At 60.2% G+C, this 24060-nt stretch carries 26 protein-coding genes; all 26 read right to left on the bottom strand.

Translation table 11 applies throughout. The features are described from left to right. Positions 1-10: 10 nt before the first annotated feature. The 26 genes from rsxA to plsX all read right to left on the bottom strand — a co-directional run bounded on the left by rsxA (position 11) and on the right by plsX (position 24031). A complete protein-coding gene (rsxA, locus tag B5477_RS08515) occupies positions 11-601 on the bottom strand; it encodes an electron transport complex subunit RsxA (protein WP_079699284.1) in 591 nt (196 codons plus the stop codon). Next, positions 598-1272, bottom strand: coding sequence for an electron transport complex subunit RsxE (gene rsxE, locus B5477_RS08510; RefSeq protein ID WP_079699283.1), 675 nt, complete (start codon positions 1270-1272; stop codon positions 598-600). Before rsxE ends, rsxA begins: the two co-directional genes overlap by 4 nt. A gap of 7 nt (positions 1273-1279) precedes the next feature. Next, positions 1280-1795, bottom strand: coding sequence for an RnfABCDGE type electron transport complex subunit G (locus tag B5477_RS08505; RefSeq protein ID WP_079699282.1), 516 nt, complete (start codon positions 1793-1795; stop codon positions 1280-1282). Then, positions 1792-2766: an RnfABCDGE type electron transport complex subunit D gene (locus tag B5477_RS08500; protein ID WP_079699281.1), complete on the bottom strand. Its 975-nt coding sequence runs from the start codon at positions 2764-2766 to the stop codon at positions 1792-1794. The genes B5477_RS08505 and B5477_RS08500 overlap by 4 nt, the downstream gene beginning before the upstream one ends. 3 nt (positions 2767-2769) lie before the next feature. Next, on the bottom strand, positions 2770-4095 hold the full coding sequence (rsxC, locus tag B5477_RS08495; protein ID WP_079699280.1) for an electron transport complex subunit RsxC: 1326 nt from the start codon (positions 4093-4095) through the stop codon (positions 2770-2772). Between the two features lie 22 nt (positions 4096-4117). Further along, a complete protein-coding gene (locus B5477_RS08490) occupies positions 4118-4657 on the bottom strand; it encodes a Gx transporter family protein (RefSeq protein WP_079699278.1) in 540 nt (179 codons plus the stop codon). Further along, positions 4654-5724 (bottom strand): FAD:protein FMN transferase, encoded by a 1071-nt coding sequence (locus tag B5477_RS08485; RefSeq protein WP_143533572.1) that lies wholly within the window; start codon positions 5722-5724, stop codon positions 4654-4656. Before B5477_RS08485 ends, B5477_RS08490 begins: the two co-directional genes overlap by 4 nt. A gap of 152 nt (positions 5725-5876) precedes the next feature. After that, positions 5877-6296, bottom strand: coding sequence for a CD1247 N-terminal domain-containing protein (locus B5477_RS08480; RefSeq protein WP_079699276.1), 420 nt, complete (start codon positions 6294-6296; stop codon positions 5877-5879). A 47-nt stretch (positions 6297-6343) separates the two neighbouring features. After that, entirely contained in the window at positions 6344-6901 is a 558-nt protein-coding gene (gene efp, locus B5477_RS08475; protein WP_079699275.1) for an elongation factor P, read from the bottom strand. A gap of 95 nt (positions 6902-6996) precedes the next feature. Then, a complete protein-coding gene (locus tag B5477_RS08470; RefSeq protein ID WP_079700436.1) occupies positions 6997-8067 on the bottom strand; it encodes a M24 family metallopeptidase in 1071 nt (356 codons plus the stop codon). Between the two features lie 54 nt (positions 8068-8121). Then, positions 8122-8556: a type II 3-dehydroquinate dehydratase gene (aroQ, locus tag B5477_RS08465; RefSeq protein WP_079699274.1), complete on the bottom strand. Its 435-nt coding sequence runs from the start codon at positions 8554-8556 to the stop codon at positions 8122-8124. Between the two features lie 20 nt (positions 8557-8576). Further along, positions 8577-9434, bottom strand: a complete 858-nt coding sequence (locus tag B5477_RS08460; protein WP_079699273.1) for a TIM barrel protein — start codon at positions 9432-9434, stop codon at positions 8577-8579. Further along, a complete protein-coding gene (locus tag B5477_RS08455) occupies positions 9424-9930 on the bottom strand; it encodes a YqeG family HAD IIIA-type phosphatase (RefSeq protein WP_159448983.1) in 507 nt (168 codons plus the stop codon). Before B5477_RS08455 ends, B5477_RS08460 begins: the two co-directional genes overlap by 11 nt. Before the next feature lie 191 nt (positions 9931-10121). Further along, the gene (rpsU, locus tag B5477_RS08450; protein ID WP_079699270.1) at positions 10122-10298 is read right to left on the bottom strand and encodes a 30S ribosomal protein S21; all 177 of its coding nucleotides are present in this window, start codon (positions 10296-10298) and stop codon (positions 10122-10124) included. A gap of 125 nt (positions 10299-10423) precedes the next feature. Continuing rightward, entirely contained in the window at positions 10424-12832 is a 2409-nt protein-coding gene (gene leuS, locus B5477_RS08445; protein WP_143533571.1) for a leucine--tRNA ligase, read from the bottom strand. 19 nt (positions 12833-12851) lie between these two features. Further along, positions 12852-13226: a ribosome silencing factor gene (gene rsfS, locus B5477_RS08440; RefSeq protein ID WP_079699268.1), complete on the bottom strand. Its 375-nt coding sequence runs from the start codon at positions 13224-13226 to the stop codon at positions 12852-12854. An 86-nt stretch (positions 13227-13312) separates the two neighbouring features. Beyond that, positions 13313-14536, bottom strand: coding sequence for an LCP family protein (locus tag B5477_RS08435; RefSeq protein WP_079699267.1), 1224 nt, complete (start codon positions 14534-14536; stop codon positions 13313-13315). Further along, a complete protein-coding gene (gene yqeK / locus B5477_RS08430) occupies positions 14533-15177 on the bottom strand; it encodes a bis(5'-nucleosyl)-tetraphosphatase (symmetrical) YqeK (protein ID WP_079699266.1) in 645 nt (214 codons plus the stop codon). The genes B5477_RS08435 and yqeK overlap by 4 nt, the downstream gene beginning before the upstream one ends. Then, positions 15167-15769, bottom strand: a complete 603-nt coding sequence (nadD, locus tag B5477_RS08425) for a nicotinate (nicotinamide) nucleotide adenylyltransferase (protein ID WP_159448982.1) — start codon at positions 15767-15769, stop codon at positions 15167-15169. The genes yqeK and nadD overlap by 11 nt, the downstream gene beginning before the upstream one ends. A gap of 66 nt (positions 15770-15835) precedes the next feature. After that, on the bottom strand, positions 15836-16123 hold the full coding sequence (locus B5477_RS08420; protein ID WP_079699264.1) for a YhbY family RNA-binding protein: 288 nt from the start codon (positions 16121-16123) through the stop codon (positions 15836-15838). Between the two features lie 32 nt (positions 16124-16155). Continuing rightward, positions 16156-16749, bottom strand: coding sequence for an RdgB/HAM1 family non-canonical purine NTP pyrophosphatase (gene rdgB / locus B5477_RS08415; RefSeq protein WP_341455991.1), 594 nt, complete (start codon positions 16747-16749; stop codon positions 16156-16158). Positions 16750-16782: 33 nt separating this feature from the next. Continuing rightward, positions 16783-17703 carry a signal recognition particle-docking protein FtsY gene (ftsY, locus tag B5477_RS08410; RefSeq protein ID WP_079699263.1) on the bottom strand — a complete coding sequence of 307 codons (921 nt, stop codon included), beginning with the start codon at positions 17701-17703 and terminating at the stop codon, positions 16783-16785. A gap of 22 nt (positions 17704-17725) precedes the next feature. Continuing rightward, the gene (gene smc, locus B5477_RS08405) at positions 17726-21298 is read right to left on the bottom strand and encodes a chromosome segregation protein SMC (RefSeq protein ID WP_079699261.1); all 3573 of its coding nucleotides are present in this window, start codon (positions 21296-21298) and stop codon (positions 17726-17728) included. A gap of 16 nt (positions 21299-21314) precedes the next feature. Next, on the bottom strand, positions 21315-22322 hold the full coding sequence (locus B5477_RS08400) for an elongator complex protein 3 (protein WP_079699260.1): 1008 nt from the start codon (positions 22320-22322) through the stop codon (positions 21315-21317). Next, positions 22319-22996, bottom strand: coding sequence for a ribonuclease III (rnc, locus tag B5477_RS08395; RefSeq protein WP_079699259.1), 678 nt, complete (start codon positions 22994-22996; stop codon positions 22319-22321). The genes B5477_RS08400 and rnc overlap by 4 nt, the downstream gene beginning before the upstream one ends. Before the next feature lie 18 nt (positions 22997-23014). Continuing rightward, positions 23015-24031, bottom strand: a complete 1017-nt coding sequence (gene plsX, locus B5477_RS08390) for a phosphate acyltransferase PlsX (RefSeq protein ID WP_079699258.1) — start codon at positions 24029-24031, stop codon at positions 23015-23017. Positions 24032-24060: the final 29 nt, after the last annotated feature.

Genomic DNA, 24060 nt, shown 5'->3' with positions numbered 1-24060 from the left:
TGAATCCTCCTTAACCGAATATTCCTTCGACGACGCCGGAAAATCCCATGAACGAAAGCGACACCAGCGAGGCCGCGATCAACACGGAAGGCATCCCCTTGAAGAAGTGGGGCAGATTGGCGCTCTCGACCCGCTGGCGCACCCCGGAGAAGAGCACCATCGCGAGCAGGAAGCCGACGCCGATCCCGAAGGCGTGCACCATCGACTGGGCAAAGGAATAGCCGTTGTCGATGTTCAGGATGGTGACGCCGAGCACCGCGCAGTTGGTGGTGATCAGCGGCAGGTAGACGCCCAGCGACTTATGCAGCGCGGGGATATAGCGCTTGAGGATGATTTCGACGAGCTGGACCAGCGCGGCGATGACTAGGATAAACGCGACCGTCTGCATGTAGGCAAGGCCGTTGGGCTCCAGCAGATAGGTGTAGATCGGCCAGGTGACCGCGGTGGCCAGGCAGAGCACGAAGGTGACCGCCAGGCTCATGCCGACTGCGGAATCCAGCTTCTTGGAGACGCCCAGGAAGGGGCAGATGCCGAGGAATTGCACCAGGACAACGTTGTTGACCAGGATTGAGCTGAACAGGATGATAATCAGTTCGTTCATTGTGCGCAGCCCCCTTCCGAAGCCTTCTGGCAGGCGGATGCCGAGGGACACCCGGCGCATCCGGCCGCCTTGCGCCTGAGGATTTTACCCTTGGAAATCCAGTTGGCAAGGGCCACCACAAAGCCGAAGGTCAAAAAGCCTCCCGGCGGCAGGGAGAACATCGCGATCGGGCTGACCGACTCGGGCAGGACCTGCAGCCCGAACCAGGTGCCCGCGCCCAGGATTTCGCGGATCGAACCGATCATCAGCAGCGCGATGGTGAAGCCCAGTCCCATGCCCAGCGCATCCAGCGCGGAATCGAGCACGCCGTTTTTGCTGGCGAACATCTCGGCGCGCCCGAGGATGATGCAGTTGACCACGATCAGCGGCAGGAAGATTCCCAGCGCGCTGTCGATGGCCGGCGCGTAGGCCTTGACCAGGAACTGCACAATGGTCACGAAACCCGCGACAATGACGATATAGCAGGGGATGCGCACCTTGTCGGGGATCACCTTTTTGAGCAGGGAGATCACCACGTTGGAGCCAAGCAGCACCAGCGTCGCGGCGACGCCCATGCCGATCCCGTTTTGCGCCATGGTGGTGACCGCCAGCGTCGGGCAGGTGCCGAGCAGCAGGACCAGAACGGGGTTCTCCTTGATGATTCCCTTAGTAAAGTTTTTCATCGTTGCCATTCTTCCCTCACTCCTTTCCCGACTGGCTGGTCTCGATGGCGAGACGGATGGAATTCTTCAGCGCATTGGAAGAAACGGTCGAGCCGGAGATGGACTCCACCTGCTCGGGGTCGCTGACCCCAAAGAACTGGGCGGTGTACTCCGAACCCATGACCCGGCTTCCGAGCCCCTGGGTCTCGCTGTTCTGGAGCACCTTGACCCCGGAAACGGTGCCGTCGGTCTTGACGCCGGTCATCACGACCACCGCGCCGCCGTAGCCGCTCACCGAGGTCTGGACCACCTTCCCCACCCCGTTCTGGGCGGTGTAGAGCTTTAAGACCCCTTCGGGCAGCGCGTCGGTGGTCTCCGTAAAGGAGTCGGCCTCGGGCAGGACCTCCATCAGGGCCTCCTGCGCCTGGCGGCGGCTGTTTTCCTCGATGATGGGATTGGTGATCCCATAGGTCACGCTCAGGGCGGCGGAGACCACCAGGCAGATGATGGTCAGCACCGCGGTGGGCAGAACAAAATCCTTCACGAGCTTCATGCCTGCCCCTCCTTTGCTTTGTTTTTCTTTTGCGCCTTCACCGCGGCGAAGGGGGTGAGGCGGGTGAGGTTGTTGATGTGCGGGACCAGGATGTTCATGAAGAGAATGGAGAAGGACGCGCCCTCAGGATAACTGCCGAACACCCGGATGAGCATGGTGATCAGCCCGCAGCCGAAGGCGAAGATGACCTTCCCCCGCTCGGTCGCCGGGGAGGTGGTATAGTCGGTCGCCATGAAGAAGGCGCCGAGCACCACGCCGCCCGAGAGCAGATGGAAGATGGGGTCCACCCCGAAGAGGAGGGAGAGCACGGCCACCGTGCCCAGGTAGACCACCGGGATGGTGGGGGTGATGACCCCGCGCACGATCAGGTAGAGGCCGCCGAGCAACAGCGCCAGAATGGCGGTCTCGCCCAGGCATCCGCCCCGCAGGCCGAAGAGCATGTAATGGTAGGGCGGCATCATGAGCATTTTCCCCTGGGCGAGCAGGGGCAGCGGGGTTGCGCCCGAAACCAGCGCGATCCCATCGTTGGTGAGCTTGGGGATGACCCAATCGGTCATCGGCGTGGCGAACGAGATCAGCAGAAAGACGCGCGCCGCGATGGCGGGGTTGACGAAGTTCTGCCCGATCCCGCCGAAAAGCTGCTTGACGATCACGATGGCGAAGAAGGAGCCGATCACCGCGATCCAGAAGGGAAAGGTCACCGGGAGGTTGAAGGCCAGCAGCATGCCGGTCACCACCGCGCTGAGATCGGAAATGGTATTCTCCCGCTTCATCAGCGCCCGGGAGGCATACTCGAAGACCACGCAGGAGAAGACGCAGACCACCGTCAGCAGCAACGCGCGAAAGCCGAAGATGAAGACGGAGCAGAGCAGCGCCGGGACCATGGCGATGATCACGTCGAGCATGATCCGCTGCGTGTTCACGGGGGACTTGATATGAGGGGACGATTTGACAATCAGTTTTTCAGCCATTCCTTACTTCCCTCCCGTCTTTTTCTGTTCGGCGAGCAGCAGCTTTTTGCTCAGCCGGTTGACCATCACCAGCGGCCTGCGCGCCGGGCAAATATAGGAGCAGCAGCCGCACTCCATGCAGAGGTTGACCTTGAGCTTTTTCAGTGTTTCCAGGTCGTGCGCCTTATAAGCCGCCTCGAAGCTGGCGGGCATGAGGTGATACGGGCAGGCGCGGATACACCTCCCGCAGCGGATGCAGGCGGTCTCCTTGAGGTTTTCAGCGTCCACGCTGTCGAACGCGAGCACGGCGTTATTGTTCTTGACCACCGGGTATTGGTCGCTGTAGACGCTCAGCCCCATCATCGGCCCGCCCATGATCAAAAGCTTCGGTTCGCTCTTGTAGCCGCCGCAGAAGCCGATCACATCCTCATAGGTCGTGCCGATCAGGGCGGTGACGTTCTTGGGCTCGGCCACGGCCGAGCCGTCCACCGTCAGGTTCTTTTCAATCAGGGGCATGCCGGTCTTTATGTACTTGGCGATGAAGGCGACCGACGTGACGTTCGAGACGATGATCCCCACGTCGCTGGGCAGCTTCCCTTCCGGGATGACCCGCCCGCAGGTCTCATAGGCGATGACCTTCTCGGCCCCCTTGGGGTACTTGTCGTCCAAGGCCACCACATGGTACCCTTCCAGCGTTTCGCAGCGCTTTTGCAGCAGCTCGATCGCCTGGGGCTTGTTCTTCTCCACCCCGATGTAGACGTTCTGGATGGTGAGGTATTTCTTGATCAGGGCGATCCCCGTAAAAAGATTGTCGGTGTCGTCCATCATGGTGCGGAAGTCGGTGGTGATGTAGGGCTCGCACTCCGCGCCGTTGACCACCAGGGTGTCGACCTCGTCGACGTTCTTGGGATTGAGCTTGATGAAGGTCGGGAAGCCGGCGCCGCCGAGGCCCACCAACCCCGAAGCCTTGACCGCTTCCAGGAAGGAGGCGGTGTCGTTTACCTCGGGCGGACGGACCGACTCGTGTACCGTCTGCTCGCCGTCGGTCTCGACCACCACGCAGGTCGCGCGGGACGAGTTGACGTTGATGATCTCCCCGAGCTCCACCACCTGCCCCGAGACGCTGGAATGGACCGGCGCGCTCATGAAGGCGGTGCTCTCCCCAATCAGCTGGCCGACCTTTACCGAGTCGCCCTTCTTGACCAGGGGCTGGCAGGGCGCGCCCATGTGCTGCTGCATTGAGATGTAGACCTTCCCCGGAACCGGCATGCGCACGGGCGGCAGCTCTGCCGTATTCTTGTAATGCGGCGCATGTACGCCGCTCAGGTGCTTACTTTGGAACAAAGCCACTTCGCTGAAACCTCCCTGTTATTTATCGGATGGGCCGCCGCTGCGGCCGATCGAACAAACGCTTGAGATAGGGCTCCAAAGAAAGATAGATACTTCCGGTCAGAAGCCCTGTCAGAATACCGGCCAAGAGAAGCACCGGCAGATAGTAAAGCAGATAGTGATTGCCAATCAGCAGCGCCGCCACGGCGAGCTGCGCTGTGTTGTGGGAAACGCCGCCCAGCACGCTTAGAAGCCGGCAGCCGACGGTTACACGGGCACTGCCGGCAAGCAGCGCCATCACGGCGACCGAGAGCAGCCCGCCGCTGAGGCTGAGCAGCGAGGCGATAGCGCCCCTGGTCAGCAGGACGAATCCCGCCTTGAGCAGCGCCAGCAGGAACGCCTCCCGGCGGCTGAGGGAAAGCATGGCGAAGATCACCACGATGTTGGACAGCCCCGGCTTGATCCCGGGCGGCAGGGTCATCAGCCCCGCCAGGAAGGACTCGAAGAAGCTCAGCGTCATCGCCAGCGAGAAAAGCATCCCCATCAGCGCGACGGTTCGCACCCGGCTTTGATCCCGCTTCATTCCCTCGTCCCTTCCCCGATATAGTGAAATTGGTACTGGTCCTTCCCGCTGTTGGGCGTGAGAGACCCGTACAGCCTCTCGGAGACGTAGACATTAAGCGCCTCGTCCACGGCGATCACCGAATAGTCCTCGCTGTCCATCTGACGCAGCGTCTCTTCCTTCCCCGCGACGAAGAGCGCGGTGGAGAGGAAGTCCGCCAGCGCCCCATCCTCGGAAACGACCGAAACCGAGATCAACCCGCCCCGCGCCGGATACCCGGTGCGGGGGTCCAGCACATGGTGGTAGCGCACGCCGTCCCCCTCGAAATACCGCTCGTAATCCCCGGTGGTGGCCATGGTCAATCCCCGCAGCGGCAAGGTGGCGATATACTCGCTGCCCTCCCCCCGCGGGTCGCGTATCCCGAAGAGGAAGTCCTTCCCGCTGTCCGGATAACGCCCGCGCACCGCCATGTTCCCGCCCAGGGAGGCGTAGCCGTTTTCGATCCCATATTCGTCCATCACCGAAAAGACCAGCTCGCAGGCGGCGCCCTTCGCGATCCCGCCCAGGTCCACCGCCTGGCCCTCCCGGCGCAGCATGGCCGTTTTCGCCTGCCCGTCCAGGACCAGGTCGCCCGCATCGACCAGCGGCAGGGCGCTTTCGATCTCCTCCTGCCCCGGCACCCGCGGATGCTGTGAGGTCACCCCCCAGAGCAGCGAGAGCGGCGCAACGGTGATGTCAAAGGTGTGCTGTGAAAGAAGGCTGTATTCCTTCGCCCGCTGCAGCAGCCCGAAGGTCTCCTCGTCCATCTCGACCGGCTCCTTCCCCGCCGCGGCGTTCAGCCGGGCTATGGGGCTCTGCTCCCGGTAGAGGGAGATGTTCTCCTCGTACTGCTGTAAGCGGGTGACCAAGGCTTCCGCCGCCTCCTGGGCCCTATCGCCGTAAAACTTGATACTCACAAAGGTATCCATCAAAAAGGCGGTGGTCTGATAGGAACGGCCGCGTCGCCAGGAGATGACCGAGGCGCCGATCACCAGCGCCGCAGCCATCACAGCGGCTGCCGCCGTGATGATTTTGCGTCCTCTGGGCAAAGCGTCCCCTTCCTTCCTCCAGCAAAATCGGCCGGCAATACCAATACCGATTATAACGGGTCTGATCCACCGGTGTCAAGGCGGGGAAAGAACACCTGCCAGCAAAAAACAGTGAGCAGATTGCTCACTGTTTTTTGTGAAAATACTATCAATTACTCTTTCTCTTCGGCACAGCCTTCGCAGCCACAGTCGCAGGACTCGCAGTCTTCGATGTCGAACTCGAGGTGCTGCCCACAGCTCGGGCACTCGATCTCGCCCTCGCAGAGCATGTCGTAGTCCATGCAGATCTCTTCGCCGCAGCTCGGACAGGTGACCTCGTAGAGCTCCTCGTCCTCGTCGTCGTAATCCTCGTCGCCGTAGAAGTCCTGCTCCAGGGTATCCAGGTCCTCGTCCACAGCCTCAAGCTGCTCACAGACCTCGTCGAGACCGTCCTCGACGTCCGCTATGCTGAATGCCATATCATCGAGCACGTCGATGATCGCCTTTAAAAGTCTGCCCTCGTTGCTCTTCTCGTCGATCGACATCCCCTCGCTCAGCCCGCGCAGGTATGCGACCTTTTCGGTAATGGTCATGATCCAACCTCCTTATTCATTTTTATCCAAACCAAACCAAAATTGGGTTATGCGCGCTCCATATACTCGCCGGTACGGGTGTCGATCCGGATCACATCGCCCTCGTTGATGAAGATGGGCACCCGGATTTCCGCCCCGGTTTCCAGGGTAGCGGGCTTGGTGACGTTGGTGGCGGTATCCCCTCTCACGCCGGGCTCGGTCTCGGTGACCTCGAGTTCCACAAAGAAGGGCGGCTCCACGCCGAACACGTTGCCCTTATAGGAAAGGATTTTGACATCGGTGTTCTCCTTGACGAACTTGAAGTTGTCGCCCAAGACCGACTCGTTGATCGGGATGTTCTCGTAGGTCTCGTTGTCCATGAAGTAGTACAGCCCGCTGTCGTTGTAGAGGTACTGCATCTCCTTGCGCTCAACAAAAGCGGTCGGGAACTTATCGGTGGGGTTAAAGGTCCTTTCCGTCACCGCCCCGGTGATCACATTGCGGATTTTGGTGCGCACGAACGCGGCGCCCTTGCCGGGCTTGACGTGCTGGAACTCGATAATCTGAACAACGTTTCCGTCCATCTCAAACGTAACGCCGTTTCTGAAATCGCCTGCTGATACCATAGAATTAAACCTCCATGCGTATTCAAATTGTAATACCCTGTAAACATTAATAGTTTATCTTAATTTTCTAATTTTTGCAAGGGTTTTATACATTTTTACAGGACAATCAGTTCCTTGGGAGATTTGGTAATATCGATACAGCCGTTTTCGGTGATATAGACCGTGTCCTCAATCCGGCAGCCGAACCGCCCTTCGAGGTAAATCCCCGGCTCCACCGTCATCATCATCCCAGGCACGCAAACGGTCTCGTCGGTCGGGTTAAAGCGCGGGTCCTCATGGATCTGCACACCCAAGCTGTGCCCGAGCCCGTGCCCGAAGCAGCCGCCGTAGCCGGCCGCCGCGATCAGGTCGCGGGCCACCGCGTCGATCTTGTTGCAGGGCTCGCCCGCCTTGATCGCATCGATCGCCTTCAAATTGGCCTCGAGCACCTTGTCATAGACCGCCTTCATGTCGTCCGAAGGCTCCCCCACCGCTATGGTGCGGGTCATGTCGGAGTGGTAGCCTTCGATGAGGCAGCCGTAATCCATGGTGATGAAATCTCCGTTTTGCACCACCCGCTCGCCGGGCACGCCGTGCGGCAGGGAGGAATTGGGCCCCGATACCACGATAAACTCGAAGGACGGGCCCTCCGAGCCGATTTTGCGGGAATAAAATTCTAACTCAAGGGCGATCTCCCGCTCGGTCTTGCCGGGACTAATATAGTCGAGGATATACTCGAAGCTGCGGTCGGTCAACTCCTGCGCCTGACGGATCAGGGAGAGCTCGTGCTCGTCCTTGATCATCCGCTGCTCGGTGATGACTGCATTGACCCTATCGTCGGTCAGGATCTCGCACCCCGGCAGCATGCGGCAAAAGGAGGTGTACTCCTTTACCGAGCAGTTTTCACTCTCCAGTGCGATCCGCTTGACCCCGTGCTTCCCTGTCAGCTGCCGCAGCTGCTCGCCGAGCTTTTGCTGCAGCAGGACCTCGCACCCCTGCGCCTTCTTTTTGGCGATCTCGATGTAGCGGAAGTCGATGATGAAATACGCCTTCTCCCGCAGAACCAGCAGCGTCCCCGCACTCGAAGCGAGTCCGGTGTAATACAGGCGGTTGTGCTCGCTGTTAAGGATCACCGCATCGACGTCCTGTGGCAGACGGCTCATTAACGTTTCAAGTTTGCTCATCATGATGACCATTCCTTTCTCGGGAAAATCATGCCCCTGTCTATAATTGGGCAATCATTACTGGATTAAACTTTGCAAAGCGGACACCGCCAGAAGATAGCTGTATTTTCCAAAGCCCGCGATCGACCCGGCACAGACCGGCGCGATCACCGACTTTGCACGGAACTCGTCGCGCGCGTAGACGTTCGAAAGGTGGACCTCCACGCAGGGGATGGTCAACAGCGCGATCGCATCCCGGATGGCATAGCTGTAATGGGTGTAGGCCCCGGCGTTGATCACCACCCCGTCGCAGGTCTCCCGCGCCTCGTGCAGCTTGTCGATGATGGCCCCCTCGTGGTTCGACTGGAACACCTCGCACTCGAACGAGCATTCCTGCGCACGGGATACGATCTGGCGGTTGATGCTCTCGATCCCCTCCCGGCCGTAGATGTCGGTCTGCCGCACGCCGGTCAGGTTGATATTCGGCCCGTGAATCACCAAAATTTTCTTCATAAATATGATCATTCCTTCATTTAGGATAGAAGGGCGTGATAGCAGTCCTTCATGGCTTTGGCGTCCTCCGCCTGCGTCCCGGCGGACTCGCAGATAAAGGTCGGGGCGAGCGAACGCTTTGCGATCAGCTCCATCAGCGGCTCATACTGCGGGCCGAACAGAGTGTCGGCAAAGGTGAGGTGCTGCTTCTCCCCGCCCCGCTCGGTGTATTCGATCTTCGAGAAGTGTGCGTGAAAGCTCTTCTGCCGCTCTTCCCCAAGCCGGTCGCCGATCGCGTCCAGGATGGCCGCGTACTGTGCTTCTCCCTTGATCGACCCCAGGGTGCGGGCATTGAGGTGCCCGAAATCCACCGTGGGCAGCAGCCGCTCGTCGAGCGAGCAGAGCTCGAGCACCTCTTCGAGGGTGCCCAGCTGATTGATCTTGCCCATCGTCTCGGGGCAGAGCCGCACATGGCCGAGCCCTTGCTCGTCCATCGCAAGCAGGGCCTTTTGCAGCGTATCCTTCGCCAGGATCAGCGCTTCCCCGCGGCTGATCTTGGAGCAGGAGCCCGAGTGGACCACCACCCTTTCGGCGCCCATCGCACTGGCGGCGACGGCGGCCTCGAGGATGTACCCGACGCTTCTTTGCCGGGTGCTCTCCTCCACGCTGGAAAGAGAGATATAATAGGGCGAATGCAAAGAGAGGGTAATCCCCGCCCCGCGGCATTTTTCGCCGAATTCGGCTGCCTTTTCTTCCCCAATGCGCACCCCGTGTCCACACTGGTATTCGTAGGCGTCCAGCCCCATTTTTAGGATGTACTCCGGCACCTGGATGGTGTGCTTGTAGCCCATCGACTGGAAGCTCTGGGAATTCCCAGCCGGTCCGAATTTAGCCGTCATAGCCCGACCTCCCCTGTTTTTTATAATAGCATAACAGGCCGTTTTCCAACGTGCGCTTGCACTTAAAAAGCCAGAAATCCTCCGCCTGGATCGGGTCCACCAGGATCGAAGCGATCCCGAAGCGCCGGGCCCCCAGAATATCGGTAAAGAGCTGGTCCCCAATGGCGGCCATCTCCTCCTTGCGGCAGTGAAGCAGGTTGAGGCAGCGCTCATAGCCGCTGCACAGCGGCTTTCGCCCATCCGCGATATAGGGCAGGCCCAGCTTCCCGGCAAACGGCTCCACCCGTTTTGCATTGTTGTTTGAAAGGATCACGGACTGGATTCCCGCCTGGCTCATTTCCCGCAGCCATTCCAGCACTCCCTTTGCGGGGACGGGGTGGCCGTGGGTGGTCAAAGTGTTGTCCACATCCAGCACCAGGAAGCGCAGGCCGCGCCCGAGCAGGAAGTCCGGGCGGATGTCGCTGATTTTTTTGAATCGGTAATCGGGATAGAACACGCTCCGGCCCCCTTTCATTATTTTTTGTTTTTATGACCCATGCCATAAAACCATTCCTGCCAGTCTGTGGCCATTATAGCATACTGCCTGTGAAAAAACCAGAAACGGTCTGTTAACATCCGGCAAAACAAAAAAGCAGGCAAACGCCTGCTTTCCTGTCACAATAAATTCAATGGACCTTCAAAATCCGATTATTTGAATTTACGCTTACGAGCAGCCTCGCTCTTCTTCTTACGACGAACAGAAGGCTTTTCGTAATGCTCTCTCTTACGGACCTCGGCCAGAACGCCGGAACGCGCGCACTGCTTCTTAAATCTGCGAAGAGCGCTGTCGAGAGACTCATTGTCCTTCACACGTATTTCTGCCATTTCTACACTTCCCTCCTCTACGCCCTAAAGCAGGAGATATGGTACCATTGGCGCAATCGCGCATTAGTAACAAAACATATTATACAATAGATCACAGACCACTGTCAAGAGGTATCCGCTTACTCTTATTTTACCACCAGGTTGACGAGCTTCCCCTTGACGTAAATTTCCTTGACAAAGCTCTTCCCCGCGCAGGCGGCCTGCACCGCCGGCTCGGCCTTCGCCAGGGCGATGGCCTCCTCATTCGAGATGTCCACCGGGACGCCGAGGCGGCATTTGATCTTGCCGTTGACCTGCACGACGATCTCCACCGTCTCGTCCTTGCATTTTTCCTCGTCAAACTCCGGCCAGTCCTGCATGTTTAACATGCCGCCGAACTTCTGCTGTTCCCAGATTTCCTCGGTGATGTGCGGGGCGAAGGGGTTGAGCAGGATCAGCAGGGACTTATATTCCCCCCTTGTGACCTGCCGGCGCTCGGAAATCTCGTTGAGCAGGCCCATCATCGCCGCAATCGCGGTGTTGAACTTCAGGCTCTCGATGTCCTCGGTCACCTTTTTGATGGTCTTGTGCATGCTGCTCTCGAGCTCGGGGGAATACCCCTCCCCCTCGACGAGCACGTCCTGCAGGTTCCAGATCCGCTCCAAAAAGCGCTTACAGCCCTTGATGGAGGCCGAGGACCAGGGAGCGCTCTTTTCAAAGTCGCCGATGAACATCTCATAGAGCCGCAGGGTGTCCGCGCCGTATTCGCGCACGATGTCGTCCGGGTTAACGACATTCCCCCGGCTCTTGGACATCTTCTCCCCGTTTTCACCCAGGATCATCCCATGGCTGGTCCGCTTCTGATACGGCTCGGGCGTGGAAACCACCCCGATGTCATAGAGGAACTTGTGCCAGAAGCGCGAATAGAGCAGATGCAGGGTGGTGTGCTCCATCCCGCCGTTGTACCAGTCCACCGGCAGCCAGTACTCCAGCGCCTCGCGGCTGGCGAGCTCTTTATCGTTGTGCGGGTCGCAGTAGCGCAGGAAATACCAGCTCGACCCCGCCCACTGGGGCATGGTGTCGGTCTCGCGCTTGGCGGGTCCCCCGCAGTGCGGGCATTTCACATTGACCCACTCGTCCATCGCGGCGAGCGGGGATTCCCCGTTGTCGGTGGGCTCGTAGGAGGCCACCTCGGGCAGGCGCAGCGGCAGCTCGCTCTCGGGCAGCGGGACATAGCCGCCGCAGTGCTCGCAATAGACCACCGGGATCGGCTCGCCCCAATAGCGCTGGCGTGAGAAGACCCAGTCGCGCAGCTTATAGTTTACCTTGGGATAGCCCTTTTTATGCTCCTCGAGCCAGGCGGTGATCTTCTTTTTGGCCTCGTCCACCGACAGCCCGTCGAGGATGCCGGAATTGACCATCACCCCGCTGTCACAGTCGGTATAGGCCGCCTGCTGCACGTCGCCGCCCTTGACCACCTCGATGATCGGGAGACTAAACTTCTTGGCAAAGTCCCAGTCGCGCTCGTCGTGGGCGGGCACCGCCATGATCGCGCCGGTGCCGTAGGACATCAGCACGTAGTCCGAGACGAAGATCGGAATCTCGGTATCGTTCACCGGGTTCAGGCCCATCACGCCCTCGAGCTTGACGCCGGTCTTGTCCTTGACGAGCTCGGTGCGCTCGAAGTCAGACTTCTTGGCCGCATCGGAACAGTATGCGCGCACGGCGTCGTAGTTTTTGATCTTGTCCTTCCAGCGCTCGAGATAGGGGTGCTCGGGCGAGATGACCATATAGGTCGCGCCAAAGAGGGTGTCGGGCCGGGTGGTATAGATCTTGAGCACGTCTCCTGCGGTGGTGTCGAAGAGCACCTCGGCGCCTGTGGAGCGGCCGATCCAGTTCTTCTGCGAAACTTTAACCCTGTCTATGTAGTCGACAAGATCAAGGTCGTCGATCAGGCGCTGGGCATATTCGGTGATTTTTAACATCCACTGGCTCTTGACCTTGTGCACCACCTCGCTGCCGCAGCGCTCGCAGACGCCGCCCACGACCTCCTCGTTGGCCAGCACCACCTTGCACCCGGTGCACCAGTTGACGCTCATTTCCTTCTTATAGGCCAGCCCCTTTTTAAAGAGCTGCAGGAAAATCCACTGGGTCCACTTGTAATAGTCCGGATCGGTCGTGTTGATCTCTCTGTCCCAGTCAAAGGAGAGCCCCAGCCCCTGCAGCTGCGCCTTGAAGCGGGCGACGTTATTCTTGGTCACCACCTCGGGATGGATGTGGTTCTTGATCGCGAAGTTTTCGGTTGGCAGGCCGAAGGCGTCCCACCCCATCGGGTAGAGCACGTTGTACCCCTGCATACGGCGCTTGCGGGCCACGATGTCCATCGCCGTATAGGAGCGGGGATGCCCCACGTGCAGCCCCTGCCCGGAGGGGTACGGGAACTCCACCAGAGCGTAGTATTTGGGCTTTGAAAAATCATTGGTCGCCGCAAAGGTATGGTTTTTCGCCCAAATATCCTGCCACTTCTTTTCGATCTGCGAAAAATCGTATTTCAATCCTGACACCTCTTCGTGATTATTTGTCATCCTCTTGCTCGGGATCCAATATGTCGGAAAGATCCACCTGGGGCGCATCGGTCCACAGCCGCTCGAGGGAGTAAAACTGCCGCGTCTCCTCGCAGAACACATGGACGATCACGTCATAGTAGTCCAGCACGATCCAGGCGGCGGACTGGTAACCCTCCACCCTTTTCGGGTAGATCCCCTTCTCCTTGAGCTGGAATTCCACCTCGTCGGCCATCGCCTTGACCTGCGTGGTCGAAGTACCCGAGGCCACCACGAAATAATCCCCCAGCGTGGAAATGTTCTTGATTTCCAGCATGCGGATGTCCCTTGCCTTTTTTTGATCGAGCAGTCTTGCCGCCTCGCGGCCCAGCTCCAAAGAAGTCACGCAGTCATTCCCCTTTCCATGGCGCTTTGATTCCCTCCCGCCTGCCGCGCCTGCAAGCGGGTGTATATAGTCAGCATGGACCAGAATTACTCGCCGAAAACATTTCCGACGACGCCCTCCTCCTCTTCGGAGGAGGATTTCACATTGCCCTTTTTGGACGAGCCGCCCTCGAATTCCTCTTCCTCATTCGAGCTGCTTTTTTTCGAGCTCTTGGGGATCTTGGGATAGATGGTATTGCGTTCGAACCACTTGTCATAATCCCCGTCCGAAAATGCGCTGTAGTCCCGCGGGTCGGGATAGATCGGGTCGCCGAGGACGTATTCCTCCTCCTCGTTCTCCCCGCTCTCACCGTCCTCGTCTTCTTCCTCCTCGCTGCTCGAGACCGGCTCGGGCTGCGGCGGGATGGGTGGGAAGTCGAGCTCCTGCGGCTCCACCGGATTGGTGAAGAAGTTTTCATTGAGAATATCAGCCAGGGCGGTGGTGTCCACCTCATAGACCGCGTAGGAGTAATTCATCTTTCCCACTCCCGGCACGGTGAACATCTCGATGTCCTCCTCCTGGATGGTGAAGGCGCTCGAAGCGATCGAGATCATCTTGGAGATGGGGATGTTGGTCTGCACGGCGTCGAAATTATCGAGCACCAGCTCGAGCATCTCCATCTTCCCCAGGGATTGCAGCTGCTTCATCGCCGCGATCAAAAAGTCATGCTGGGCGTTGATCCGGCCGAGATCGGAGTCCACATAGGCCTTGCGCGCGCGCACGAACTTCTGCGCCGCATCCCCGTCCAGGACCTGCTCGCCGCCCGGCAGCACCAGCTGCCCGTTTTCATAGAGGTCCTTGGGGATGTTGATCGGCACGCCGCCGATCTGGTCCACGATCTTCCCGAGCGACTCGAGCGTGATGGTGGCATAGTAATCTACGGGCAGCAAGAAGCGCTCCTCCACCTCGTCGCAGAGGTCCTGGATCTCCCCTTTGGTCTTATAGACGTTGTTGATCTTCCCCGTCGGATACTCGTCCCCAAGATAGGTGTCCCGCGGGATCGAAAGGACCCACGCCTTCGAGGCGTTCGGGTCGTAGCGCACGTACATGATCACGTCGGTCAGCTTCTGGGAGTAGTCCACCCCAACGGCGAGGACGTTGATCACCTCGGTCTCCTGCTTGACGTTGTCCAGCAGCTCCTGCTGGGAGGAGGTGACCTTTTTGGTACTACGGCTTATCTTATTCTGATTCTCCAGCGCCACTATGCCAACCGCCACGGTCAGCAGGATGAGCGCCAGGGTTACTGCAATTTTAGCAAACGTATTTTTCAAGAACGTGCCTCCCCCGCACTTTGCGCACGTAAACGCCTTACATAGTAGTTGTAGCCGTCGATGGTCTCCCGGCACAGCGGCTTTTGCCCCTCGGCCAGCTCCCGGATGATAAACTGAAAGGAATAGAGCATAGCCTTAGCGACGTCCCTATCGGCGAGTTCGCGGGTGTACTGTGCATCCGGGTAGTCCCGCTCCGCGCTGGTCAGATCCGCCAGATAGACCACCTCTTCGAGCAGGCTCATCCCCGCCCGGCCGGTCGTGTGATAACGAACTGCATCTAGTATCTCTTGATCCTGCACCTTTAATGCGTCGCGCAGGTAAACGCTTCCCGCAATGGCGTGATAAAGCTGGGGCGAAGCGAGCACCTCGGATGAGAGAACGATCCCGCCCCTTTCGATCAGCACAAGCTGCTCTTTTTTAGGCATATCCTTGCAGACGTCGTGCATAAGCCCCGCGAAACGGGCCTTTTCGACGTCGGCCCCGTGCAGCCGCGCCAGCTCCGCCGCCCGCCCGGCGACGTTGAGGGAATGCCGGTACCGGCCCTTGGAAAGCCTGCCGCGCAGCAGGCTTTCCAGGGAATGCTCGTCCTGTCCGGGCGCGAAGCGGCCAGCAGCCTCACCCGGCGCGATCTTATCCGGCATAGAGATGGTTCTCCTCAATGTACCGCTCGATATAGTCGGGCAGGTAGTCCGATACCGGCAGCCCGCGCTGCAGCCGCTCGCGCAGCATGGTCGAGGAAACGGGGAGCGCGTCGATCTCGCAGATGATCGACTTCATCCCCATCGTATCGAGCTCTAGCTGCTTTTTGATCAGCCTCTCGTACTCCCCTTCCTCCCGCGCGGCGGCGCAGACGGTGACCTTCTTCATCAGCTCGTTCGAGCAGTGCCAGCTGTCCAGCGAGAGGAACATGTCGCTGCCGACGATCATATAGAGCTTGTCCCCGGGATAGGCCTCCCGAAGCTGCTGCACCGTATCGATGGTGAAGCTCTTCCCGTCCCGGCGCAGCTCCATATCGCTGGCGGTAAAGCCCTCATAATGCGATGCTACCAGCTGGCACATGCGCAGCCGGTGCTCGCCGCCGATCAGGGCGCCCGAGTCCTTGTGCGGCGAGATGCGCGACGGGATAAGGAGCAGCTCGTCGAACTTCACCCGCACCTGAAAGGTCATTGCGAGGTGGATATGCCCATTGTGGATGGGATTGAACGCCCCGCCGAAGATTGCGATTTTTTTCAAAATTATCCCCCATTTTAGGTCGAAAGCAAAGACTATGGAATGATATCTATTATAAAAACAGTGGCCCTAGATGTCAAATTTTGAATCTTTTTTGTTCTGGCGGAACAAGACAGCCTTGGTGCCGATGACCTGTACCACGTCCGCGCCTATCCGGCCGGCGAGCTCGTCGGCCGCCTCACGGGAGGAGACGGGGGCGTTTTCCAGGACCTTCAGCTTGATCAGCTCACGGGCGCTTAGGGCAGTGTCCGCTTGGCGGACCACCATTTCGTTTACCCCGCCCTTGCCGATCTGCAGGATCGTTTCGATATCGTTTGCCGCCGCGCGCAGCTTGGCGCGTTGTTTTGAATTGAGCACGTTGCTTGCCTCCTGTAAATGTTGAATGTGTCTCAGTCGTTCAGGTACCCGCGCAGCAGCTCGCGCAGATTGCGCAGCGCCCTTCCGCGGTGGCTGATGGCGTCCTTTTCCTCGGCGCTGAGCTCGGAATAGCTCTTGCCGTCCACCAGAAAGACGGGATCATAGCCAAAGCCGCCCTCCCCGGCAGGGGCAAAGCCGATCGAGCCGCAGCACTCGCCCGAGCATTCCAGCATGGTGCTGCGGTCCAGAATGCAGCAGATAGCGCTGACGAACTTTGCGCCCCGCTTATCCTCGGGAACGTCCTTCATCTCATCGAGCAGCCTCGACGTGCGCTCCTGATCGTTTAGCCCCGGGCCGCCATATCGCGCCGAATAGACCCCCGGCGCGCCGCCGAGCGCCTCGACGCAGAGCCCCGAATCGTCCGCCACGGTGGGCAGATTGCAGCGCTCGAAGACCGCCTGCGCCTTGAGCCGAGCGTTTCCCGCGAAGGAATCGGCGTCCTCTTCCACCACGATCTCGAGGCCGATGTCTTTTAGCGAGAGCACCCCAAAGCCCATGGGGGCGAGGATGCGGGAAATCTCCCGCAGCTTCTTTTGATTGTTGGTGGCCGCAACGAGCTTCATCATAGGAACAACGACTCCTTGTCTAAAAGTTTACGTTCAGGCGATTTCTTCCTCGCCGAACAGGGCGGCGGTAAACTGGACGGGATCGAAGGGGCGCAGATCGTCCAGCTGCTCCCCGACCCCGATGTATTTGACCGGGATGCCCAGCTCCTGCTTGATCCCGATGACCACCCCGCCCTTGGCGGTGCCGTCGAGCTTGGTGAGCACGATCCCGCTCAGCCCCGTGGCCTCCTTGAAGTTGCGCGCCTGGCTGATGGCGTTCTGGCCGGTGGTGGCGTCGAGCACCAGCAGCTCCTCCTTGGAGGAGCCGGGCAGCTCCCGCTCGATGACCCGCGAAATTTTGCTCAGCTCGTCCATCAAATGCTTTTTGTTGTGCAGCCGGCCCGCCGTATCGCAGAGGATCACATCCACCCCGCGCGCCTTCCCGGCCGAGATCGCGTCGAAGATCACCGCGGCGGGGTCCGCCCCCTCGCTGTGCTTGACGATCTCCACCCCGGCGCGCCCGGCCCAGACCTCAAGCTGCTGGATGGCCGCCGCGCGGAAGGTGTCGGCCGCCGCGAGCAGGACCTTTTTGCCCTGCGCCTTGAGGCTGGCGGCCAGCTTGCCGATGGTGGTGGTCTTTCCCACCCCATTGACCCCGATCACCAGGATCACCGCCGGGGTGTTTTCAATATTCAGCGAATAGTCCCCGGCGAGCATCTCGGAGATGATCTCCTTTAAGAGCCCCTTGACCTGCTGCGGGTCGGTGGTGCCACTCTCTTTGATCCGTGCGCGCAGCTTCTGGCAGATTTCACCGGCGGTGGCCATGCCGACGTCGCCCATGATGAGGATTTCCTCGAGCTCCTCAATGAGCTCCTCGTCAATTTTGGTGAAGGAATTGGCGACCTGGTCGATGGCGTTCATCATCGAGTCGCGGGTCTTTTTCAGTCCCTCACTGATCTTTTTAAACAGTCCCAATTGGCCTTGCTCCTTTTCCCGATTACTGCTTCATCCCCAGCTTGCTCTCCAGCTCGGACACCCCGAGGCGCAGGAGCTTGGAAACGCCCTCCTCCTGCATGGTGACCCCGTAGAGGACGTCCGCCTCCTCCATGGTGCCCCGCCGGTGGGTGATGGCGATAAACTGCGTCTTGCCGACCAAGCGGCGCAGGTAGCTGGCGTATTTCACCACGTTGACGTCGTCGAGCGCCGCCTCGATCTCATCGAGCAGACAGAACGGCGACGGATGCACCTTCAAAATCGCGAAGTAGATCGCGATGGCCACGAACGCCTGCTCGCCGCCCGAAAGGGATTGCAGGCTCTTGATGATCTTGCCCGGCGGCTGCACATAGATTTCGATCCCCGACTCGAGCACATCCTCGGGGTCGGTCAGGATCAGCTTGGCGTTGCCGCCGCCGAAGAGCTCGACGAAAATCTTGCCGAAGTGGTGGTCGATCTTCTGGAAGTTGTCGATGAAGATTTCCTTCATGTCCCGCGTCAGGTCGCGAATGAGCCGGTGCAGCTCCTCCTTGGAGCGCTCGATGTCGTCCACCTGGCCCTTCATGAAGGTATAGCGCTCGCTGACCTCTTTATATTCCTCGATGGCCGCGACGTTTATACTGCCCAGCGCTTTGATCCTGGAGCGCAGGGAGGCGAGCTCCCGGTTCGCGGCGTTCATATCCTCGATGGGGGCGGCCAGCTCCTGCGCCATGCTCAGCGTGAGCTCATATTCGTCGTAGAGCTTGGTGATAATCGAATCGTACTCCGACTGGATGGCGATCTTTCGCTCCTCGAGCTTGGCGAGCTCCCGCGCGAGCGTCTCCCCTCGCGCGTGCAGCTCCCGCTCGGCCTGGCGGCTCTGGGCGGCCTTCTGCTCGAGCTCGGTCTTGCGCTGCGAAAGCTTTGCGATCTCCCCGTTGCAGCCTTCGACCTGCGAGCCCAACGCCTCGCTCTGGGACTGCCGCTGCAGGATGGACTGTTTGATCTCCTCGTTTTTCTGCTCCAGCGCCGCGATCTGCTCTTTTAAATCCTGCGCCTGTCCGGCCCGCTCGCTTTGCTGGCTTTGCAGCTGCTCCTTCTGGCTTTGCAGGGCTTCGAGGTCCTTGCGCACCGTCAGCGCCTGCAGCCCGCACGCCGAGCTCTCGGCGCCGACCTTCGCAATCTCCTGCGCGGCGTCCGCCGCACGGCCCTGCACACCGGACAGCTTTTCCTCAAGCGAACGCTCCAGCTCACGCAGCTTTTGGACCACATCCTCGCTCGAGGTGCTCTCCTTGGTGAGCGCCTCGAGCTTCTGGCGGATTTCCAGGGTCCTCTTCCTGGCGTCCTCCTGCTGAGCGAGGGAAGACTGCAGCGCCATATCCAGCCGTTTTTGCTCGCCCTCGTAGCGGATCTTGTCCTCGCTCATGGTCTTGATGTCCGCGTCGATCCCCACGAGCTGGGCGCTCAGCTTTGCCGCTTCCTCGCCGGCGGCCTTGATCTGATGGTCCTTCTCCTCGAGCTGTGCGCCGACCTTGCCGGCCAGCTCGCGCAGCCGCGCGATCTCCCCGGCCCGGCTGAGCAGCCCGGCGTTTTGCACCATTGAGCCGCCGGTCATCGAGCCGCCGGGATTGACCACCTGCCCGTCCAGAGTGACGATCTTGAAGCGGTACCGGTAGCTCTTGGCAATGGCGATGGCACTGTCCAAGTCCTCGGCCACCGCGATCCGCCCGAGCAGGTTTTTGACGATCCCCTCGTACTTTTCCTCGCTTTTGACCAGGTCGCAGGCCAGCGCGACAAAGCCCTCGCAGCGCTCCAGCCCCCGCTCCTCCAGCGAACGCGGACGGATGGTGGACATCGGCAGGAAGGTGGCCCGTCCGGCGCGCGCGTTTTTCAGCGCCGCGATGGCGTACTTGGCCGCCGCGTCCGAAACGACCACGATATTCTGCATGGCCCCCGCCAGGGCGACCTCGACGGCAGCGGCATACCGGCTCTCGACCGAGATCAGCTTGCTCACCGGCCCCTCGATCCCCCCAAGATTCCCGCTGCGGGCCTGGTTCATAATGTACTTGACGCTGCTCTGGAACCCCTCCATATTGTGTTCCATGTCCTCGATCAGCTTGGCCTTTTGCAGATGGCCCCGTTGCTCGGCCTGCAGGGCCTGCTGCTCCTGCTGCAGCGACTGGAGCCGCTCAGAAGCGGACTTATGTTTGATGAGATAGCCCTTTTTCATGTTCTGGCTGGAAACGAGCTGCTCGTCGATCCCTTCGAGCAGGCCCCCAACCTGGGCCAGCTGGTCGCGCAGCTCGGCAATCTGCGCCTCGTTTTGCTGTGCGCGCTCGTCGATCCCCTCGGCGTTTTGGCGCAGCTGTTCGAGCATGGTGTTGGAGGTGGCGATTTTCAGCTGTTCAGCCGACAGGCTGCGCTGCACCTCTGCACGCTGGGAGGACAGGTCGTTTTGCTCGCGCAGCAGCTCGCCGTTTTTTCGCTCGAGCGTGAGCAGCTGCTCGCGAAGGGCGGCATCCTGCGCCTCGATTGTCCCCAGCTCTTCCTGCTTTTTGCGCTCCTCCCCGCCGATCATCTGCAGCTGCTCCTCGATCTGGGCGTGGCTGCGGCTCTGCGCCTCGATGGTGGTGCGCAGGCGCAGGATATTCTCCTTATTGTGCTCGATGTCGTTGCTGCTGACCGCGATCTGGGAGCCAAGCTCCCCGATCCGGGCGCTGAGCGCCGTGATCTCGTCGCGCTTTTGCTCGGTTTCAATGTTGCATTTCGCGATCTCGTCGTAGGTATCCTGGATCCCCTGCTCGAGCTCAGAAAGACGGCGCTGCAGGTCCTCATGGTCGCCTTGCGCCAGGATGAGCTTGTCCTCCTGGGCGCGCAGCAGCTCCTTTGAACGCTCAATCGTCATCATCCATACCGAGATTTCCAAGGCCCGCTTGCGTTCGGCCAGGCCCAGATACTCCTGCGCCTTCTGGGACTGCTGCCGCAGGGGCTCCACCCGGCCCTCCAGCTCCAAAATGATGTCCTTGAGCCTTAAAAGGTTCTCCTGCGCGGCTTCCAGCCGCTTCTGCGCCTGTTCCTTGCGGTAGCGGTATTTGCTGATCCCCGCGGCCTCCTCGAAGATTTCCCGCCGCTGGGTGCTCTTGGCGCTGACGATTTCGGCGATCCTGCCCTGCCCGATGATCGAATAGCCGTCACGCCCGAGCCCGGTGTCCATAAAGAGCTCGTGCACATCCTTGAGGCGCACCGAGGCGCCGTTGATCCGGTACTCGCTCTCTCCCGAGCGGTAGAGCTTGCGGTTGATGGTGACCTCGTCACAGTCGAATGCAAGGCTGCGGTCGATATTGTCGATGATCAGCGAGACGCTGGCATAGCCCATCGGCTTGCGCTGCTGGGTGCCCGAAAAGATGACGTCTTCCATCTTTCCCGAACGCAGCGTCTTGCCGGACTGCTCGCCGAGCACCCAACGCACGGCGTCCGCAATGTTGCTTTTCCCGCTCCCGTTGGGGCCCACCACGGCGGTGATCCCGCAGTCGAACTGAAGCTGTACCCGGTCGGGGAAGGACTTGAAACCGTTGATGTCCAAAGCCTTTAGCTGCACACAGCGTCTCTCCTTTCTATCTGGATTCTTCGGCGGGCCTTACCTGAAATTCCCCTGGCGAAAGCCGCCGGTCCGACCTTATCATTATATCATATCCAAGCGCGCCAAGGCGTACAAGATTGCATCTCTTTTGCCCGGTCATTTTGGAGTGCATGCCAGGGTGGACCCATACCTCATACCGGCCCGGCGGATCACCTTTCAGTGTATCCCAAAGCCTTCCAAAGCAAAGCTCTCCCTCGCACAGCTCGCGCAGCGCCGGATGATAGGCCCCGGCGACAAGGCGCTCCTCCACGTCCCGGCCCGCGTGCAGCCCGAGGCGGATCACCCGGATATCCTGCCGTTCAAAGAACTCGAGCAGCCCGGCGCAGAGGGGGATGGTCTCCTCCACCCCCGGCGGATGGTAGGCCCCCTGCCGGTAAAGCCCGGCCAGGCGGGTGCCCTCGAGCACCACCGTAGGGTAGATGCGCACCGTGTCAGGGCCCAGGGCCGCGAGCTCCCTCGCGGTGCGCCATGCGCCCTCGTCAGAGTCCCCGTAGAGGCCGGTCATCATCTGCAGCCCCAGGGAAAAACCGTATTCCCGGATGAGCGCCGAAGCCTCCCGCACCGCCCCCGCGGTGTGCCCCCGTCCGTTGAGGGAAAGCACCCGCTCGTCCATGCTCTGCGCCCCGAGCTCAATGGCGCTGACGCCGTATTCCCGCAGCAGCTCCAGCACAGAGCGGTCTATCGCGTCCGGGCGGGTGGAAATGCGGATTCCGGCAAAGCCGCCCTCGCTCAAAAAGGGCTGCGCCGCCTCCAGCAGCGCCAGCATATCCCCGCGCTCGATGGCGGTAAAGCTGCCGCCGAAAAAGGCGATCTCGGTCTCCTGGCGCTCGCTGATCTCAGTAAACGCCCTATGTAGCGTGCGCTCCACCTCGAGGGGCTCTATCCCCGCCTGCTGTCCCGAGATGGCGCGCTGGTCGCAAAAGCTGCATTGGTGCTTGCAGCCCAGGTGCGGCACGAAGAATGCGATGTTTCGGTGCCTCATTCGCCCATGAGCTCCAGCGCCTTCTGGGCGGCCTGCTGCTCCGCTTCCTTTTTGCTGCGGCCGACTCCCTGGCCGATGACGTTGCTGTTGAGGTGTACCTCCACCACGAAGCGCTTGTCGTGGTCCGGGCCGCTCTCCTCGACCAACACATATTGCAGCTTCTCCTCCGGGTTCTGCTGGATGATCTCCTGCAAGAGGGTCTTATAGTCCTTAAAGGGAGTGGCGTGCTCCTCGAGCATTCCGACCGCGAAGGGCAGCACGAACGAGCGCGCCGCCTCGATCCCGCCGTCGAGATAGATCGCGGCGATCACCGCTTCAAAGGCGTCCGCGCAGATCGAGGGGCGCTCCCGACCGCCGGTCATCTCTTCGCCGCGCCCCAATCGCAGGTAGTCCCCCAGCGCAATGTGCTGCGCGAAGAGGTGCAGCGTCTTTTCGCAGACCAGGGAGGCGCGCAGCTTGGTCAGCTCCCCCTCCGGCAGATGGAACTTGTTGAAGAGATAGTCGGACACGATGATCGAGAGGACCGCGTCCCCCAAAAATTCCAGCCGCTCGTTGTACTTGGTCCCGTGCTTCATCTCGTTGGCATAGGAGGAATGGGTCAGCGCCGTTTCGATCAGGGACTTATTCTGAAAGGTATATCCGATCTGCTTTTCCAGTGCTTCGATCTGTGCCATGGACGATTCCCCTCCCCCTTATACCGACTGCTTTTCCCGCTGCCGGATCTGCGCGACCGAACGCTCAATTTTATGGATGACGTCGTTTTGCGCGTAGTCACGCGCCTGGCGGATGGCGTTCTTAAAGGCCTTGGCATTCGAGCTGCCGTGTGCCTTGATCACCGGCTTCGCAATCCCCATCAGCGGGGCGCCGCCGTGCTCGGCATAGTCCATCTTCCCCTTGAAGGCCGCGACCTCGCTGCTCATGAGCAGGCCGGCAATCTTCGTCTTGAGATTCTTATAAAACATCCGCTTGATCTCCCTGGCAAAGCTGAGGGCCACCCCTTCGGTGAGCTTTAACACCACGTTGCCGGTGAAGCCGTCGGCGACCACCACGTCGCACACGCCCGCCGGGATGTCCCGCGGCTCGACGTTGCCGGTGAAGTTGATCGGCGCGTTCTGCAGCAGGTGGTACGCCTCATATTGCAGGTCGGTCCCCTTGTTGGGCTCGGCCCCGATATTGACCAGCCCCACCTTCGGGTTCTTGACCCCCTGCACCGATTCCATGTAAGCGCTGCCCATGATGGCGAACTGCAGGAGCATCTCGGGCCGGCACTCGGCGTTCGCCCCGCCGTCGAGCAGCAGGTAAAGCCCCTGCATGGTGGGCATGATGGTGCCGATTGCCGCGCGCTTGATCCCCTTGATCCTTTTGACGAAGAGCGAGGCGCCCATCACCAGCGCGCCGGTGCTGCCGGCCGAAACGAAGGCGTCGCCCTCGCCGGAGGCGAGCAGGCCGAGCCCCACGGCCATCGAGCAGTCGGCATATTTGCGGCGGATCTCGCTGGGCTCCTCCTCCACCGGGATGACGGTGGGCGCGTGCCGAACCGTGATTTTTTCAAGCGGGATTTGGTTTTGGGCCGCACAGGAGCGAATCTTTTCCTCGTCCCCGGTGAGCGTGATCTCAATGTCTTGGTACTCGCTCACCGCCATGGCGCAGCCGCGCAGTACCTCCAGCGGCGCATTGTCGCCGCCAAAGGCGTCTACTACAATTCTCAAGAATAGGACCGTCCTTTCTTCGGAAATCA

Origin of the sequence: Provencibacterium massiliense (assembly GCF_900169495.1) — a bacterium.
Classification (GTDB): Bacteria; Bacillota; Clostridia; order Oscillospirales; family Ruminococcaceae; genus Harryflintia; species Harryflintia acetispora.
This window is presented reverse-complemented; position numbering and strand designations above follow the sequence as displayed.